Source organism: Zoogloea sp. (genome assembly GCF_044344315.1).
Taxonomy (GTDB): domain Bacteria; phylum Pseudomonadota; class Gammaproteobacteria; order Burkholderiales; family Rhodocyclaceae; genus Zoogloea.
Genome location: NZ_JBIJDC010000052.1, coordinates 1 through 14136 on the forward strand (window position 1 = coordinate 1; position 14136 = coordinate 14136).

At 66.7% G+C, this 14136-nt stretch carries 17 protein-coding genes; 4 read left to right on the forward strand and 13 right to left on the reverse strand.

Features of this window, described 5'->3' with window-relative positions; genetic code table 11:
• Positions 1 to 242: 242 nt before the first annotated feature.
• Positions 243 to 641, reverse strand: coding sequence for a hypothetical protein (locus ACIQ09_RS12420; protein ID WP_398310035.1), 399 nt, complete (start codon positions 639 to 641; stop codon positions 243 to 245).
• Positions 642 to 771: 130 nt separating this feature from the next.
• Here ACIQ09_RS12420 and ACIQ09_RS12425 point away from each other — a divergent pair, with 130 nt between their 5' ends.
• Entirely contained in the window at positions 772 to 1098 is a 327-nt protein-coding gene (locus ACIQ09_RS12425; RefSeq protein WP_398310038.1) for a cupin domain-containing protein, read from the forward strand.
• Between the two features lie 6 nt (positions 1099 to 1104).
• Here ACIQ09_RS12425 and ACIQ09_RS12430 read toward each other — a convergent pair whose 3' ends face one another.
• The 3 genes from ACIQ09_RS12430 to trmA all read right to left on the reverse strand — a co-directional run bounded on the left by ACIQ09_RS12430 (position 1105) and on the right by trmA (position 3907).
• Positions 1105 to 2238, reverse strand: a complete 1134-nt coding sequence (locus ACIQ09_RS12430; RefSeq protein WP_398310041.1) for a diguanylate cyclase — start codon at positions 2236 to 2238, stop codon at positions 1105 to 1107.
• A gap of 77 nt (positions 2239 to 2315) precedes the next feature.
• Positions 2316 to 2813, reverse strand: coding sequence for a hypothetical protein (locus ACIQ09_RS12435; protein ID WP_398310044.1), 498 nt, complete (start codon positions 2811 to 2813; stop codon positions 2316 to 2318).
• Positions 2810 to 3907 carry a tRNA (uridine(54)-C5)-methyltransferase TrmA gene (gene trmA, locus ACIQ09_RS12440; protein ID WP_398310047.1) on the reverse strand — a complete coding sequence of 366 codons (1098 nt, stop codon included), beginning with the start codon at positions 3905 to 3907 and terminating at the stop codon, positions 2810 to 2812. Before trmA ends, ACIQ09_RS12435 begins: the two co-directional genes overlap by 4 nt.
• 208 nt (positions 3908 to 4115) lie before the next feature.
• Between trmA and ACIQ09_RS12445 the strand changes: the two genes are divergently transcribed.
• Positions 4116 to 4919: an alpha/beta hydrolase gene (locus tag ACIQ09_RS12445; protein ID WP_398310050.1), complete on the forward strand. Its 804-nt coding sequence runs from the start codon at positions 4116 to 4118 to the stop codon at positions 4917 to 4919.
• A gap of 31 nt (positions 4920 to 4950) precedes the next feature.
• Here ACIQ09_RS12445 and ACIQ09_RS12450 read toward each other — a convergent pair whose 3' ends face one another.
• The 3 genes from ACIQ09_RS12450 to ACIQ09_RS12460 form a co-directional block, all read right to left on the reverse strand.
• A complete protein-coding gene (locus ACIQ09_RS12450; protein WP_398310053.1) occupies positions 4951 to 5316 on the reverse strand; it encodes a cupin domain-containing protein in 366 nt (121 codons plus the stop codon).
• A 65-nt stretch (positions 5317 to 5381) separates the two neighbouring features.
• Entirely contained in the window at positions 5382 to 5948 is a 567-nt protein-coding gene (locus tag ACIQ09_RS12455; RefSeq protein WP_398310056.1) for a hypothetical protein, read from the reverse strand.
• Positions 5949 to 6034: 86 nt separating this feature from the next.
• The gene (locus ACIQ09_RS12460; RefSeq protein ID WP_169144714.1) at positions 6035 to 6367 is read right to left on the reverse strand and encodes a zinc ribbon domain-containing protein YjdM; all 333 of its coding nucleotides are present in this window, start codon (positions 6365 to 6367) and stop codon (positions 6035 to 6037) included.
• A gap of 127 nt (positions 6368 to 6494) precedes the next feature.
• Between ACIQ09_RS12460 and ACIQ09_RS12465 the strand changes: the two genes are divergently transcribed.
• The gene (locus tag ACIQ09_RS12465) at positions 6495 to 6866 is read left to right on the forward strand and encodes a hypothetical protein (RefSeq protein WP_398310060.1); all 372 of its coding nucleotides are present in this window, start codon (positions 6495 to 6497) and stop codon (positions 6864 to 6866) included.
• Positions 6867 to 7215: 349 nt separating this feature from the next.
• Positions 7216 to 9156: an ABC-F family ATP-binding cassette domain-containing protein gene (locus ACIQ09_RS12470; RefSeq protein WP_398310063.1), complete on the forward strand. Its 1941-nt coding sequence runs from the start codon at positions 7216 to 7218 to the stop codon at positions 9154 to 9156.
• Positions 9157 to 9240: 84 nt separating this feature from the next.
• On the opposite strand, the gene ACIQ09_RS12475 is transcribed toward ACIQ09_RS12470, so the two are convergent.
• The 6 genes from ACIQ09_RS12475 to ACIQ09_RS12500 all read right to left on the reverse strand — a co-directional run bounded on the left by ACIQ09_RS12475 (position 9241) and on the right by ACIQ09_RS12500 (position 14058).
• Positions 9241 to 9726 carry an AsnC family transcriptional regulator gene (locus tag ACIQ09_RS12475; RefSeq protein WP_398310066.1) on the reverse strand — a complete coding sequence of 162 codons (486 nt, stop codon included), beginning with the start codon at positions 9724 to 9726 and terminating at the stop codon, positions 9241 to 9243.
• On the reverse strand, positions 9723 to 10187 hold the full coding sequence (locus ACIQ09_RS12480; RefSeq protein ID WP_398310069.1) for an Lrp/AsnC family transcriptional regulator: 465 nt from the start codon (positions 10185 to 10187) through the stop codon (positions 9723 to 9725). The genes ACIQ09_RS12475 and ACIQ09_RS12480 overlap by 4 nt, the downstream gene beginning before the upstream one ends.
• Positions 10184 to 11227 carry an Lrp/AsnC family transcriptional regulator gene (locus ACIQ09_RS12485; protein ID WP_398310072.1) on the reverse strand — a complete coding sequence of 348 codons (1044 nt, stop codon included), beginning with the start codon at positions 11225 to 11227 and terminating at the stop codon, positions 10184 to 10186. Before ACIQ09_RS12485 ends, ACIQ09_RS12480 begins: the two co-directional genes overlap by 4 nt.
• Before the next feature lies 1 nt (position 11228).
• Positions 11229 to 12398 (reverse strand): cytochrome D1 domain-containing protein, encoded by a 1170-nt coding sequence (locus ACIQ09_RS12490; RefSeq protein WP_398310075.1) that lies wholly within the window; start codon positions 12396 to 12398, stop codon positions 11229 to 11231.
• Between the two features lie 2 nt (positions 12399 to 12400).
• Positions 12401 to 12742 carry a c-type cytochrome gene (locus tag ACIQ09_RS12495; protein WP_398310078.1) on the reverse strand — a complete coding sequence of 114 codons (342 nt, stop codon included), beginning with the start codon at positions 12740 to 12742 and terminating at the stop codon, positions 12401 to 12403.
• Positions 12743 to 13623: 881 nt separating this feature from the next.
• Entirely contained in the window at positions 13624 to 14058 is a 435-nt protein-coding gene (locus ACIQ09_RS12500; RefSeq protein WP_398310081.1) for a MarR family winged helix-turn-helix transcriptional regulator, read from the reverse strand.
• Positions 14059 to 14136 lie beyond the last annotated feature (78 nt).

The window sequence follows — 14136 nt, forward strand, 5'->3', positions numbered from 1 at the left end:
AAAATAAGTAGGTCGCCCGCCGGGGCGAATTCCCGGCCAATGTAACGCCACGCAACGGAAAGCCCGTAAGCAAGAGCTCAAGCCTTACCTGTCGAAGCGAAAGCGCTTTCCACACTTAACGCGAACATAGCCAATAAATTCGACCACGGACGCCGATCAAAGGCTGGCCGATGAGTGAGCGTGCGGAGGTCGAGTGAATTCGACCCCACAGGAGCTGCCGCGCTGGCCGTTGATCACCGCTGTCAGACGAACGGAGGAAAGCAGGCTGATACCACGCCGCGCGGCAGCGCCCCTTCCAGCCACTCCCGCATCCCGGCTGGCAAGTCTTCAGGCGACACAGCCACACATTCACCGGGCGCCGCCGCCAGACGGATTGCACCGCACTCGGAAAGTGCCACCCACCAGCCCCCTTCTGCCAGAGGCTGGCACACCCGTGCTGCGAAGGGCTGGGCGTGGCGGGCGTGGCCGGCTGACAGGGCGACGTAGACCTCCTCCAGTTGCGGCGCGACCCGGCGCCAGTCGGCCAGGGCCTGCGTGAGGCTTGGGGCGATGCCGCCGACCGTCTGGCACAGGGTCAGGTCCGCGCTGACCACCAGCAGGGTGCCGCCTGGTGGGGATGCCTTGAGGTTGGCAAGCTTCATGAGCGCGGCCCGGGCTGACGAGCGGCCGCGCCCGGCGTGCAGCCGATGCGGAGGAAATGCTTGACCGCTGGCGCTCGTCTGGCACTATCGCGGCAGGGGTTTAAACATAATTTTCTTGGGGTCATTCAGCGTGTGGAAAGTCTTCAACCTCAATGAGCTCAAGGGCAAGGTTGCCGGAAATCAGCCTGCCATCTTCGAGTTTCTCCGCAGCTCACAGATGTCCTGTGCGCTTTATCGCCTGCCGGTGGGTGCGCGGGACATGCAGGCCCCGCACCTGGAAGACGAGCTCTATATGGTGCTCGAAGGTCGGGCACGCTTGCGCGTAGACGGGCAGGAGCAGGAAGTGGGGCCGGGTATGGTGCTGTTCGTGGGTGCCACCACGGAGCATTCCTTCTTCGACATCACCGAAGACCTGACCCTGATGGCCATGTTCGGACCTTCCGGCGGCATGCGCTGACGCAGCCTACAGTTCCACCCGGTTCCGCCCGAGGCGCTTGGCGCGATACAAGGCGGTATCGGCGTGGCGGATGAGTTCGTCAGAGGAAGTGCCATGTCCGGGATAGGCGGCAATGCCGATGGATACCGTCGCGCGCAACCGGAAGTCCCCAAACGGGACATCCAGATTGCCGAAGGAAAGTCGCAGGGCTTCGGCACGCTCCTGGGCTGAGATCAGCGGCATGGTCGGCATCAGCAGCAGGAACTCCTCGCCACCGTAGCGGCAGGCCACGTCACCAGCGCGGGCCATGCTGCCCAGCAGGGCGGAAAGCCGGAGCAGGATTTCGTCGCCGGCCTGGTGGCCGTAGGTGTCGTTGACCTGCTTGAAGTGGTCGATGTCGATGAGGATGAGGGCCAGTGAGTGGCCGTCGCGCTTGCAGCGGGACAGCTCACGCTCAAGGGTGCTGTCCAGGTAGCGGCGGTTGTATAGCCCGGTGAGGGGGTCGCGGTTGGCCTGCTCGCGGAGTTGCTCCTGCAGCTCGTCAATCTCCCGCAGATTCTTGTGCAGGGCGTCGTTGACGTCCATGAGTTCCCGTTCGCGCACCTGCAAGGCTTCGCGGGTCATACGCAGGCGCTGGATGCGGGTGAAGGCGACTTGCCCAAGGGCGGTGAGATAAAAAGTCAGGCCGGCGATGCAGCACAGGGTGGTCACCCAGTCGGTAGCGGGCTGGAAGTTAAATCCCCATAGCAGGCAAGCCAGCAGGGCGCCCCCCGGGAAGGCCACCAGCGTTTCGACAATGCCCGTCCAGCCCTTGTTGGCGGTGTTGTTGGAGAGGGTGCCGAGCAAACCGGCAAACGTGATCCAGACCGGAAAGCCAACGGTAGCCACTCCCATGCCGAGGAACACCGAGTCGGTGCGCAGATTGCGCAGCTCCCCCGCCGTTGGGTCGTCCAGGCGACGGGTGCGCAGGTACTGGGCGTGGGGATAGACGAGGAAGAGCAGAATCATGAGGCCCCAGAAGCCTGGGCTCTTGGTATCCCCACCAACGTGCAGCGCAATGACGCCGAACATCATGGCAAAAGCCACGGTGCGCATGCGGTAGTGCATGCGCACAAGCCAGGGTTCCCTGGGGCGCACTACGGCGGAATCGGGCTCGAACATGGGTAGGGGCGTCTCCTGCAGCCTCCCGAAACGGGGCGGCATGACGTCAACCTTATCCTGTCCGGGTGATCTGCGGTCTACTCCGGCTTGCCAAAACCGCTTTCCACCCAGGCCGCGGCACTGCGCCGGTCGAGTTTGAAACCCGCGGAAACACGCATCTCGGCGAGCACTTCGTCGAAGGCATCGCGGGCCGAGAGCACGGCGTAGGGCTCGTAGTCGTCGGGAACGATGTCGAGCAGGACGTTCACCGCCCCCCCGTCGGTGCTGACGGTGATGTGCTTATGCAGCAGGGCGTGGAGGTGCTGCTCATGCCGGCGCAGGACTTCGGACGCTGTCTTCACCAGGGTCTGAAAGGCGCCGGCATCGAGAGGCTTGGGGTTCTTTTTGTCCCGTCCCATGGTCCAGGGCCCGACCAGGGCCGGTTCGGATTCGCCGTCCTTGAGCATTTCCACCGCCCAGCCATCGTCGTCCTGGTTCTTGATCACCCGGGCGGTCCAGCCATTGTCGCTCCACAGCCGGTCTTCCTTCACGACCACCGGGCCGCTGTCGTCGTCGAGGCTTTCTGCAGACATCATGCAGCCTGACGGCGGCTCAGCAGCAGGCCGCACTCCAGGTGGGACGTGTAGGGAAACTGGTCGAACACGGCGGCGGCGCGGATCTCGTGGGTGGCCTGCAGCGCGGCCACGTTGTCCCGCAGGGTGGTCGGGTTGCAGGAGATGTACAGGATGTGCGGGAAGCGCCGGGCCATGTCGACGGTGGCATCGTCCAGGCCCATCCGCGGCGGATCCACGAAGAGGGTCGAGAAGGTGTAGCTGGCCAGGTCCACGCCCTGCATGCGCCGGTATTCCCGGCCGCCGGAGAGGGCGTCACTGATCTCGTCGCTGGACATGCGCACCATGGTCACGTTGCTGACGCCGTTGGCTTCCAGGTTGTAGTCGGCCGCCTGCACCGACGACTTGCTGACCTCGGTGGCCAGCACCCGCCCGAACTGGGGGGCCAGGGCGATGGTGAAGTTGCCGTTGCCGCAATACAGCTCCAGCAGGTCGCCGCCCACGCCGGCCACCTGAGCACAGGCCCAGCCGAGCATCTGGCGATTCACGCCGCCATTGGGCTGGGTGAAGCTGCCCTCGATCTGCTGGTAGCGCAGCGGGCGGCCATTGAGCTCAAACTCCTCAAGCAGCCAGTCCTGGCCGATGACCACCTTCTGCTTGCGGCTGCGCCCGATGAGCTGAACGTCCATGACAGCAGCCAGTTCGCGGGCCGCCACTTCCCAGTCCTCATCGAGGGGGCGGTGATAGACCAGGGTGATCATCAGCCGACCGCTCAGGGTGGCCAGAAAATCCACCTGAAAGAGTTTGCGCTTGAGTGACGGGCTGGCCATCAGGCGTTCACGCAGCACCGGCATGGCCCGGGAGATGGGCTCGGCAACGGCCGGAAAATCCTCGATGACCACCGGCGTCTTGGGGTCGGCGCTGTCGAACATGGCGTAGTCCACCCGGTCGCCCTCGTGCCACATGCGAAATTCGGCGCGCAGGCGGTAGTGCAGGGGCGCGGATTGATGGACGACCGGTTCGGGCACGGCGAAGGCGGCGAAGTCCTGCCTGAACTTGTCCACCTTGGCGGCAAGCTGGCTGGAGTAGTCGGCGGGGTCGATACGGGGCAGGGACATGAGGTGGTACGGTGAATGTTCAGTGCGGGGCGGGCGCTCAGGGCCGGCGGAGGGCCGAATATACGCCTGTCGGCCGCGCCGGGGGAGCCTGCGTCAGCCTCCCGGCCACAGTGTCATCATGGCGTGCCAGAATCTGCCATCAGCCGCTCCGGAACCACCGGGCCGACACTCCGCTCGAAAACACTCTCTGCTCGCACCCAGATCCCTCATGCCCCCTCGCAAACTCAAGATCCACGCCCATCCTGCTTCCAAGCCGGCCGGCCGGCCACCCGTGCTGTTCGTCCATGGCGCTTACACCAACGCCCTGGGCTGGCAGCTCAACTTCATTCCGTATCTCAATGCCCGGGGCCATGATTGCTTCGCCCTCGACCTTTCCGGCCACGGGGAGAGCGAAGGGCGGGATGTGCTCGACAGCTTCCGGCTGGCCGACTACGCCGACGACGTGGCCCAGGCGGTCGCCACCCTGCCAGCCGAGCCGGTACTCGTCGGCCACTCCATGGGGGCGCTGGTGGTCCAGCTTTACCTGGCCAGGGCCAGTGCTGCCGGCGTGGCCCTGCTGGCCCCGGTGCCGCCCACCGGCACCGGCGGCTCGGCCAGCCGGCTGGCCCTGCTGCAGCCGGATTTCTTCAGCGAGCTGCCCAAGGTGATCGCCGGGCACCCCAACGAGCACACCCTGCGGGTGATGGCTGAGGTGTATTTCTCGCCGGATATCTCCCACCACGACGTGCTGCAGTTCATGCCGATGATTCAGGCGGAATCCGAGCATGCGGTGGCCGAGATGGTCGCCCTGCCCTTCATGGCGGTCAAACGCCGCCCGGACATCCCGGCCCTGGTGATGGGCGGCGGCGAGGATGCGGTGTTTCCGGCTTCGATGCTGTTCTTCACCGCCCTGCCCTGGAAGGCCCGCCAGGTGGTCATTCCGCGAGCAGGCCACATGCTGATGCTCGACCCCCAGTGGCAGGAGGCCGCCGCGGCACTGGCAGACTGGCTGGAGACCCTGCCGAAGGCATAGGGCAGGAAGACATACCCGCCGCAGGCGCCTCCTACTGGCCCTGCCGGTCGAGCATCACATAGCGCTTGGTAACCGCCTCCAGTACTTCAAAGGTGCCGACGAAGCCAGCGGGGATGATGCCGGCGTCGCCGGGCCCGAATTCCCGGGCCAGGCCGACGGCGTCGACAATGCGCAGGCGGCCGCTGATGACCTGGAAGAACTCGTGGCGAGCCGGATGGAAGGCGATGCGCCAGGCACCGGGCTCGCAGGCCCAGTCCCCCATGGAGAGGGCGCCGTCATCGGCAGAATAGCGTTCGGCGCTCAGCCGCCGGGGTGGCGTGCCGATGGACCGCTCGGGGGCCGGACGGTCTTCAACGGGGGCAGGGGCAGGATCGGAAAAATGGATGAGGGCAGACATGGAAGACACCGGGCTGAATGATCAGGCCCGGAGTTTACTTCAGCCGCAACACCTGCCCGGGCCGGTCAGAACAGTTCGACGTCGTCGCCCTTGTCCTTCATCTCGGCCTTGTAGTTGCTCAGGGCATCCTTCACCGGCATGCCCTGCATCACCGCGTTGAACATCTCCAGCTCTTCGCGAGTCGAGTACTTGGCGCGGATCTTCTCCTGCAGGGCCACCCACTCGAAGGGGTTGTAGAGTTTGCGCTGGTCGGTCACCAGGTTGGTGAGGGCTTCCAGGCTGTGGGAGACGTGGGCCAGACGCTGGCTGAGCTTGTCGTAGAACTGGAAGGCGATGATGGATTTCTGCACCCGCCCGGCCACCTCGCCGGCATGGCCGATCAGGGACTCCTTGAGCTGGGCGGTGGCCGGCGTATCGGGCAACTGCTCAAGTGCCGAGCCCATCATGCGCATGTAGCCCGCCATGGAGGTGAAGGAGTCGGTGAGCACCTCCACCGAGCTGCTGCCTTCCTTCATGGCGGCTTCGATCTGGCCCACGGCGAGTTCGAGCATCAGCACGGTCTCGCGTACCTGGCTCCAGTCCAGGTCCGGCGTATGGGCACTGGTACCGCGACGTTCGTCTGCTGCTGTCATGTCTCTCTCCCGGTTCGAACTAAGTTCCCGGGGTTTTCGGCACGGTACACAAAAGCTTTAGGGCAGGGCCCGCAGACCCGCCCCGCTCAAGCCTTCTTGACGAACTCCGACTTGAGCTGCATGGCGCCAAAGCCATCGATCTTGCAATCGATGTCGTGGTCACCGTCCACCAGACGGATGTTCTTGACCTTGGTGCCCACCTTGACCACCGACGACGAGCCCTTGACCTTCAGATCCTTGATCACGGTCACGCTGTCGCCGTCCTGCAGCACGTTGCCGTTGGCGTCACGCACCACTTTCTGCTCCTCGGCGGCGGCCACCCGGGGCCACTCGTGGGCACACTCGGGGCACACGAAGTTGTCGCCGTCCTCGTAGGTGAATTCCGATTTGCACTGGGGGCACGGGGGCAGGCTGCTCATGGGGTTTCCTTGCTGTGTTGGAGGCCGATGGGCCGGCTGAGGGGCGCAAGGATAACCCTTCCAGAGGCAGGGGGAAATCCCGGCGCTGTCCGTGTTAGGGTTGCCGCCCCCTGACTGGAAGCCACCGATGAGTTCACCACCCCCACCCCCCGCCGACGGCCGCGGCACCCGCGCCGCCCTGATCTTCGCCCTGACTGCCGAACGCCTGTCCATCTGGTACGAGCACAATCAGTGGCCCACCGAAGCCCAGGGCGCCACCCTGGTCGCCGACTGGCTCGGCCGCAGCAAGCGCAGCCTGCCCCTGACTGACCGCCGCCACCTCTCCGACCTGAGCGACCAGCTGGCCCGGCGCATTGCCGGCACCCTGTCCCGGGAGGCCGGGCTGTACGCCGTCCACGAAATGATGGAAGCCCTCGATCCCAACTACGACTCCGACCTGGCCCGCTCCCTGATGGCCGAATGCGAGAGCCTGCTCGACGGCCCCGGCACCCCGGGCTGAGCACCGGCCCCCTGCCCCTCCTGTGGGGTCGAATCCATCCTGATTTCCTCGATGCGACCCGTCGTCTGAAGGTCAATGCGGCCTCTTCCGTAGGGGCGACGTGTAGGGGCGACTTCAGTCGCCCATCAAGGGCCGATTCATCGGCATGCCGTTAATTGAAGTCCGCAGGCGACTGAAGTCGCCCCCACAACAGCCCCCGGCCCCGGCAAATGCCCAGCGGACGGCGCCCAAAGGCCGTATCCTTGCGCCCATCCCGATTCGGTCGAGTTCCGCCGCGCGCTTTCGCGCGCGCGTCCTTTCCCCTATCCGCCCGCCGCACGCTGCAGCACCCCTTACGGAGTTTCACCCCATGATCACCCTCAAGAGCGTCACCCTGCGCCGCAGCGCCAAGGTGCTGCTCGACAACGCCTCCGTCACCCTCAACCCCGGCGAGAAGGTCGGCCTGGTGGGGCGCAACGGCGCCGGCAAATCCACCCTCTTCGCCCTGCTCAACGGCACACTGCATGAAGACGCAGGTGACTTCCACATCCCCGCGGCCTGGCGCATGGCCCAGGTGGCCCAGGACATGCCGGAGACCGAGCAGTCGGCCACCGACTTCGTCATCGAGGGCGACAGCGCCCTCGTCGCCGCCCAGCAGGAAGTGCACGATGCCGAAGCCAGCGGCGACGGCGAGCGCATGGCCTACGCCTACATGGCCCTGCACGACGCCGGCGCCCACGACGCCCAGGCCCGCTCCCAGGCCCTGATCCTCGGCCTCGGCTTCAAGACCACCGAACTGTGCAACCCGGTGAACAGCTTCTCCGGCGGCTGGCGCATGCGCCTGCAACTGGCCCGGGCGCTGATGTGCCCGTCCGACCTGCTGCTCCTCGACGAGCCCACCAACCACCTGGACCTCGACGCCCTCGTCTGGCTCGAAGCCTGGCTCAAGCGCTACACCGGCACCCTGGTGGTGATCAGCCACGACCGGGAGTTCCTCGACGCCATCACCAACGTCACCCTGCACATCGACGCCGGCAAGTTGATCCGCTACGGCGGCAACTACTCCACCTTCGAAGACACCCGGGCAATGCAGATGGAGCTGCAGCAGAACGCCTACGCCAAGCAGCAGGACAAGATCGCCCACCTGCAGAAGTTCATCGCCCGCTTCAAGGCCAAGGCCAGCAAGGCCAAGCAGGCCCAGAGCCGGGTCAAGGCCCTGGACCGCATGGACCGTCTGGCCCCGGTGCTGGCCAGCGCCGACTTCACCTTCGAGTTCAAGGAACCCCTCAACCTGCCCAACCCCATGCTGGCCATGGAAGACGCCTGCTTCGGCTACCCGCCAGCAGAGGACGCTCCGGCCGGCACCCCGCCCACGGTGATCGTGCGCGGGGTGAACAAATCGGTGATGGCCGGCCAGCGCATCGGCATCCTCGGCGCCAACGGCCAGGGCAAGTCCACGCTGGTCAAGACAGTGGCCCGCGACCTGGCCCCCACTGCCGGCATCGTCACCGAAGGCAAGGGCCTGCGCATCGGCTACTTCGCCCAGCAGGAGCTGGATGTACTGCGCCCCCAGGACAACCCGCTCGAACACATGGTGCGCATGGCCCGCGAAGGCCTGCCCCCCGGCCAGAGCGGCCGCGAGCAGGATCTGCGCACCTTCCTCGGCACCTTCAACTTCAGCGGCGACATGGTCAAGCAGGCCGTCGGCACCATGAGCGGCGGCGAAAAGGCCAGGCTGGTGCTGTGCATGCTGGTGTGGCAACGCCCCAACCTGCTACTGATGGATGAGCCGACCAACCACCTGGATCTGGCCACCCGCGAAGCGCTGGCCATGGCCCTCAACGAGTTCGAGGGCACGGTGATGCTGGTCTCCCACGACCGCGCCCTGCTGCGTTCGGTGTGTGACGAGTTCTGGCTGGTGTCCCGCGGCGGCGTCGAGCCCTTCGACGGCGACCTGGACGACTACCAGCGCTACCTGCTGGAAGAAGCCCGCCGCGCCCGGGAGGACCTCAAGGCCGCCCTCAAGAGCCCCAAGCCGGCCGCCACCCCGGCACCGGCCCCCGCGCCTGCAGCCCCGCGCATCAGCCCCGACAAGCTCAAGGGCCTCAAGCGCGACCTGGGCAAGCTGGAGCAGACCATCCTCGACGTGCAGACCCGCAAGCACGCCCTTGAAGCCCAGCTCTCCGGCCACCCCGCCGCCGACAAGATCGCCGAACTGGGACGCGAACTGGCCCAGGTGGACGCCAGCCTCAACACCCACGAGGAGCAGTGGCTGCTGCTGTCGGAGGAGATCGAAGCCGCGGGGGGTTGAGAGTAGAGAGCAAACGCCCTGGCCACGAGGCGCTGCGCCTCATGGCTTCGGCCCCCCCAGGGGATGCATGGCGGGTGCGGCTTCCTAGCCGATCCGCAGCCCCGTCTTCTTCAGAATCGCCGTCGAGAACAACACGTCCCGCGCCCGGCAGGCGCTGCCGAGCAGGGTGGCGATTTCTTCGACCTGGGCGAGCACGCTCGCCCGGTCCTTGCCATGGACCATGGCGAAGAGGTTGTAGGGCCAGTCGGGCAGCGCGCGGGGGCGTTCGTAGCAGTGGGTCACGCCGGGCAGGCGGCCGACGGCTTCGCCCAGTTCGACAATGCGCTCGTCCGGCACGTCCCACACCGACATGCCGTTGGCGGTGTAGCCCAAGGCGTAGTGGTTGGGTACCGCGCCGATGCGGCGGATGCGGCCGTTGTCGAGCATGTCGGCGAGGCGGGCGCGGACTTCGCCGGGGCTGATGCCGAGCTGTTCAGCCAGCACGTCGTAGGGCCGCGACACCAGGGGCAGGCCGGCCTGGGTGGCCAGCACCAGGCGGCGGTCGAGGTCGTCGGGGGGGCGGGTCGTCATGCCTGAAGCCTCATGTCCACAAAGAACTCCCGGCGCTTGGGAAAGGCAAACACCGGCAGGCCGGTGGCCGTCTCAATGCGCCGGATCACGTCATCGATGCCCTCGGGGGTCTCGGTGGCGAGCACGAACCACATGTTGAGGCGGTGGGTGCGGCGGTAGTTGTGGGCCACCTCGGGGAAGGCATTGACCAGGGCCGTGACTGCCTCGAAGCGGTCCTCGGGCACGGCCTGGGCGGCCAGCACGAAGCGCCCGCCCAGGCGCTCGATCTGGAACATGGGCCCGAAGCGGGTCAGCACCCCGGTGTCGAGCAGGCGCTGCAGGCGGGCCAGCAGCGTGGCCTCGTCAATGCCCAGGCCCTCGGCCACGTCCTGATAGGGTGTATCGGAGAGGGGAAAGCCGCCCTGCAGGGCGTTGATGATGCGCCGGTCGAGGGCGTCCATCACGGGCGCGACGGCGCTCATGCCGCCCGCTCCAGCGGGGCCTGGTAGCGGGCGCCGCATTGCTTGTAGCAGTCGGTGGAGAACAGGACCGCGGCGGGGAAGGCGGCGAGGCCCACCTGGGCCGCCAGGGTGGCACGACGGGCCTCGACGGCTTCACGGCCCTGGCCGTGGATCATGCAGAACAGGTTGTAGGGCCAGTCGGAGGTGGTACGGCGGCGGTAGCACAGGCTCACTCCGTCCTCGGCGGCAAGGGTGTGGCCGAAGGCGCTGACCTGGGCCTCGGGCACCTGCCACACGCACATGGCGTTGGCCCGCCAGCCCAGCTCCCGATGGCGTACCACCACGCCGAAACGACGCAGCGTGCCGTCGGCCAACCAGCGCGACAGGGTCGTCAGCACCCGGCCCTCCCCCAGCCCGGCCGCGTCGCCCATGGCCTGGAAGGGCCGCTCCACCCAGGGCAGGCCGTCGTGGAGCAGGTCGATCAGTTGCCATTCGCTGCGGGTCAGGGACTGACGCTGCACCGGGCTGACAGCATGCCGGGTGCGCCGACCGCTGGCCAGGTCGAAGCCCAGGTCGATGTGGTATTCCTCGACCAGGGGCAGGGCGATGGCCGGACAGCCGGTGGCGGCCCCCACATAGTCCAGCAGGCGTGCCAGGGCGGCCTCGTCGGGGGCACTGGCCACAAACCACAGGTTGTAGCGGTGCTCCCGCCGGTAGTTGTGATTCACACCTGGAAAGGCGCTCACCTGGGCCGCCACCCGGGGCAGCTCGGGTTCAGGCACGGCCATGGCTGCCAGAGTGCTGGCACCGATGCGGTTGGGCGCGAACACCGGCCCGACGCGGCTGATCTTGCCTGCGTCCTGCAGGCAGGCCAGGCGAGTCATGACTTCGGTGGCGGAGCAGTCGAGCCGCTCGGCGAGAACGCTCCAAGGGTGGGTCGCCAGCGGGAAGCCCCGCTGGAAGTCGTTGAGCAGACGGAAGTCGAGCGCATCGGCCGCCAGCACCGCGCTCCCCGTGCGGGCGAGTTCATTCGTCCGCGAAGCCTGATCCATGATCTGCATGTCAGAACCCGATGCGCTGGCCGCGCGCGCTGAAGAAGATGCCGGAAGGCGCGTCCACCGGGAGCTCGCGGCGCACGGCAAAAGTGGCGGTATCCACCACCGTGACCCGGTTGCTGTCCCGGGCGGAAAGCCACACTTCCTCACCCCGCGGGGTGAATTCCATGTGCAGCACCGCCTTGCCGGGGCTGAAGGTGTGCACCACGCGCTTGTCCACGGTGTCGATCACCTGCACCCATTCATTGTCGGGGAAGGCGAAGTTGACCCACACCTGGCGCCCGTCCGGGCGGGCCATCACGAAAACCGGCTGACCCTTCACCGGCACCCGGGCCACCTCCTGCCAGCTGCGGGCGTCGGCCACCAGCACCTCGTGGCGCCCGATGGCCGGCAGCCAGGCCTGGCCGGCGGCCATGGACCAGCCGCGCAGGTGGGGCATCTTGAAGACCGGCAGCTTCTCCTCGCCACGGCCGTAGCCGGCGAGCACCTTGCGGCTACCGGCCTCGGGCTGCCACAGGTCGAGCAGGGAGATGCCGTCCTCGCCGAACAGGCCGGCCAGGAACCAGCGCCCATCCGGCGTCACTAGGCCGTCGTAGGGCTGCTTGCCGGCCGGATAGCGGGTGGTGACGGGTTTGCGCGGGTCGGTGAAGTCGGTGACGCGGATCTCGTTGGCGTCGAAGAGGGCGTAAACAAAGCGCTGGCCGGGGATGTCGGCCAGCCCGACCACCCGGGAGAACTTGCCCGGGGCGTACTCGGCGGGCACGTCGGCGAGCAGTTCGAGGGTGTCGGCATCGAAGGCCTTGATGCCGCCGGGCTCGTAGTTCTGGGCCACGATCAGGCGGCCGTCCTGGGAGATGGAGCCGCCGATGGAATTGCCGGCCTGGATGATGCGCCGGTCGATGCGGCGGGTCAGCAGATCCACCTTGGTGAGCCCGCCGTCACGGCCGAAGACGTAGGCGTAACGCCCGTCGCGGGAGAAGGTGACGTGGGCGTGGGACAGATCGCCCAGGCCTTCGACGGTGCCGAGGGCCGTGCGCTGGCTGTGTTCCACCACCTGCACGCGGCCGGCGGCGCGTTCGATGACCACGCCCAGGTCGCCGGTGCCGCGCAGGGCCGGCGTAGCGGCGCAGGCGGACAGGCCGAGGGCGAGGGAGGCGGCAATCAGGAGGGCGCGCATGATCAGGGAAGGGCCGGAAAGCCCTGCTTCAGGCGGGCGACGATCCAGCCGGCCTCGGCTTCGTCCATGAAGCGCTGCCAGCCGGGCATGGCAGTGCCGGGGCGGCCATGGAGGATGGTGGCGACGAGGGCGTCATCCGGCCAGTCGGCCAGCTTCTCCGGCAGCAGGGACGGCCCCAGGCCACCGGCCAGGCGCATGCCGTGGCAGGAGCCGCAGTCCTGGCGGACCAGGTGGATCAGGTCTTTCTGGCGGGCGGAGTCGGGCTCGGCGGCGGGCGCAGACGTCACCGCCAGGGCCGTCAGACCAAGCAGGACGGTGACGTGAATCAGCAGGGATCGGTCCATCGCAGGCTCCTTCGGAAGACGGCGCCACAGTAGGGCGTCGTACTCCGGGGGGCATTGATGGGCATCAAGAAGGCCTGGCCGGCAAGCGCACTACCGATCCCGCGCAACCGGTGAGCCCTTACGGACGGCTTTCCGTTCTCTTACGTCACATTGGCCGGGGACTCGCCCCCGGCGGGCGACCTTCTTTCTTGTTGTACGACAAGAAAGAAGGCAAAGAAACGTACCCCGCTGTCGCGCCCCCTTCGGGGGTTCCCTCCCTCCGGCGATGCCGGGCGGGGTCTTCGCAAACTCGCCCTGCGGGCTCAGACATGCGAAGCCCTCTTTCCGCCCGTCATCACCTCCAGTCGGCGCGCCAGAGGGGACCGGAAATGCAGGTGCTCAGCGGCCAGTGCCCGACTCAAGTTCCGCAGGGGCTCGGTGCATCCGAAAAGCCCGCAAGCAAGAGCTCAAGCCTTACCTGTCGAAGCGAAAGCGCTTTCCATATTATTTAACGCGAACATAGCCAATTCATTCGACCGCGGACGCCGATCAAAGGCAGGCCGATGACCCGGCGCACGGAGGTCGAATGAACCTAATTTCCTCCGTTTGACGCGTCGTCTGACGGTCGATACGGTCTCTCCTGTAGGGGCGACTTCAGTCGCCCACCCACGCGTCGATCACAGGCATGCCCTTGATCGACGTCCGCGGGCGACTGAAGTCGCCCCCACAGTCCCTCCAGCCGCCCTCAGTACGTCCCATAAACCCCTTCAGCTTCACCCATCGGGTGATACCGCCAGTGGAGGGCAAACCCGCGTCAGCATTGGGTTTGCGTCTGGCTCGGGGAGGACAACCGAGGAAAACAGGATGAATTCGATCTCACAAGAGACTCACGAACCCTTGCCTCAGCCGGGCTTGCAGAGCTTCCCCATGAGCACCCGCCAGGCCTGCTCGGCATCCGGGCCGGCAGCGGTGAAGACATCTTCCAGCAAGGCCATCTGGGTACCGGACAGCTCGGCTTCCAGGGCGGCACCGGCCTCGGTCAGGCTCAGAAGCTTGCTGCGCTTGTCATGGGTGCCGGCAGCGGTGCCCACCAGGCCGGCCTCCACCAGCTGGCGCAGGGGCCCGTTGAGGGCCTGCTTGCTGACGCCCAGCACACCCAGCAGGGCCGTGACCGTGGTGCCCGGGCTGCGGGCGACGAAATACAGGATGCGGTGATGCACTCGCCCCAGGCCGCGGGCTTCGAGGATGCGGTCGGGTGGGGCGGTAAAGGCGCGATAAGCGTGGAAGAACAGTTCGATGGCCTCACGCAGCCGGGCCTGGCGATTTAGGTCAATCATGTTGACTTTATTGTTGGATGGATGCACGATTTATATAGGTCAATATTATTGACTTTGTTTCCCTCACACAATCAGGAG

Excerpts from the sequence above, each read along its gene's own strand:
- ACIQ09_RS12420 (WP_398310035.1), bottom strand. The coding sequence starts at position 641 with ATGAAGCTTGCCAACCTCAAGGCATCCCCACCAGGCGGCACCCTGCTG.
- ACIQ09_RS12430 (WP_398310041.1), bottom strand. The coding sequence starts at position 2,238 with ATGTTCGAGCCCGATTCCGCCGTAGTGCGCCCCAGGGAACCCTGGCTT.
- ACIQ09_RS12435 (WP_398310044.1), bottom strand. The coding sequence starts at position 2,813 with ATGATGTCTGCAGAAAGCCTCGACGACGACAGCGGCCCGGTGGTCGTG.
- trmA (WP_398310047.1), bottom strand. The coding sequence starts at position 3,907 with ATGTCCCTGCCCCGTATCGACCCCGCCGACTACTCCAGCCAGCTTGCC.
- ACIQ09_RS12445 (WP_398310050.1), top strand. The coding sequence starts at position 4,116 with ATGCCCCCTCGCAAACTCAAGATCCACGCCCATCCTGCTTCCAAGCCG.
- ACIQ09_RS12450 (WP_398310053.1), bottom strand. The coding sequence starts at position 5,316 with ATGTCTGCCCTCATCCATTTTTCCGATCCTGCCCCTGCCCCCGTTGAA.
- ACIQ09_RS12455 (WP_398310056.1), bottom strand. The coding sequence starts at position 5,948 with ATGACAGCAGCAGACGAACGTCGCGGTACCAGTGCCCATACGCCGGAC.
- ACIQ09_RS12460 (WP_169144714.1), bottom strand. The coding sequence starts at position 6,367 with ATGAGCAGCCTGCCCCCGTGCCCCCAGTGCAAATCGGAATTCACCTAC.
- ACIQ09_RS12465 (WP_398310060.1), top strand. The coding sequence starts at position 6,495 with ATGAGTTCACCACCCCCACCCCCCGCCGACGGCCGCGGCACCCGCGCC.
- ACIQ09_RS12470 (WP_398310063.1), top strand. The coding sequence starts at position 7,216 with ATGATCACCCTCAAGAGCGTCACCCTGCGCCGCAGCGCCAAGGTGCTG.
- ACIQ09_RS12475 (WP_398310066.1), bottom strand. The coding sequence starts at position 9,726 with ATGACGACCCGCCCCCCCGACGACCTCGACCGCCGCCTGGTGCTGGCC.
- ACIQ09_RS12480 (WP_398310069.1), bottom strand. The coding sequence starts at position 10,187 with ATGAGCGCCGTCGCGCCCGTGATGGACGCCCTCGACCGGCGCATCATC.
- ACIQ09_RS12485 (WP_398310072.1), bottom strand. The coding sequence starts at position 11,227 with ATGCAGATCATGGATCAGGCTTCGCGGACGAATGAACTCGCCCGCACG.
- ACIQ09_RS12490 (WP_398310075.1), bottom strand. The coding sequence starts at position 12,398 with ATGCGCGCCCTCCTGATTGCCGCCTCCCTCGCCCTCGGCCTGTCCGCC.
- ACIQ09_RS12495 (WP_398310078.1), bottom strand. The coding sequence starts at position 12,742 with ATGGACCGATCCCTGCTGATTCACGTCACCGTCCTGCTTGGTCTGACG.
- ACIQ09_RS12500 (WP_398310081.1), bottom strand. The coding sequence starts at position 14,058 with ATGATTGACCTAAATCGCCAGGCCCGGCTGCGTGAGGCCATCGAACTG.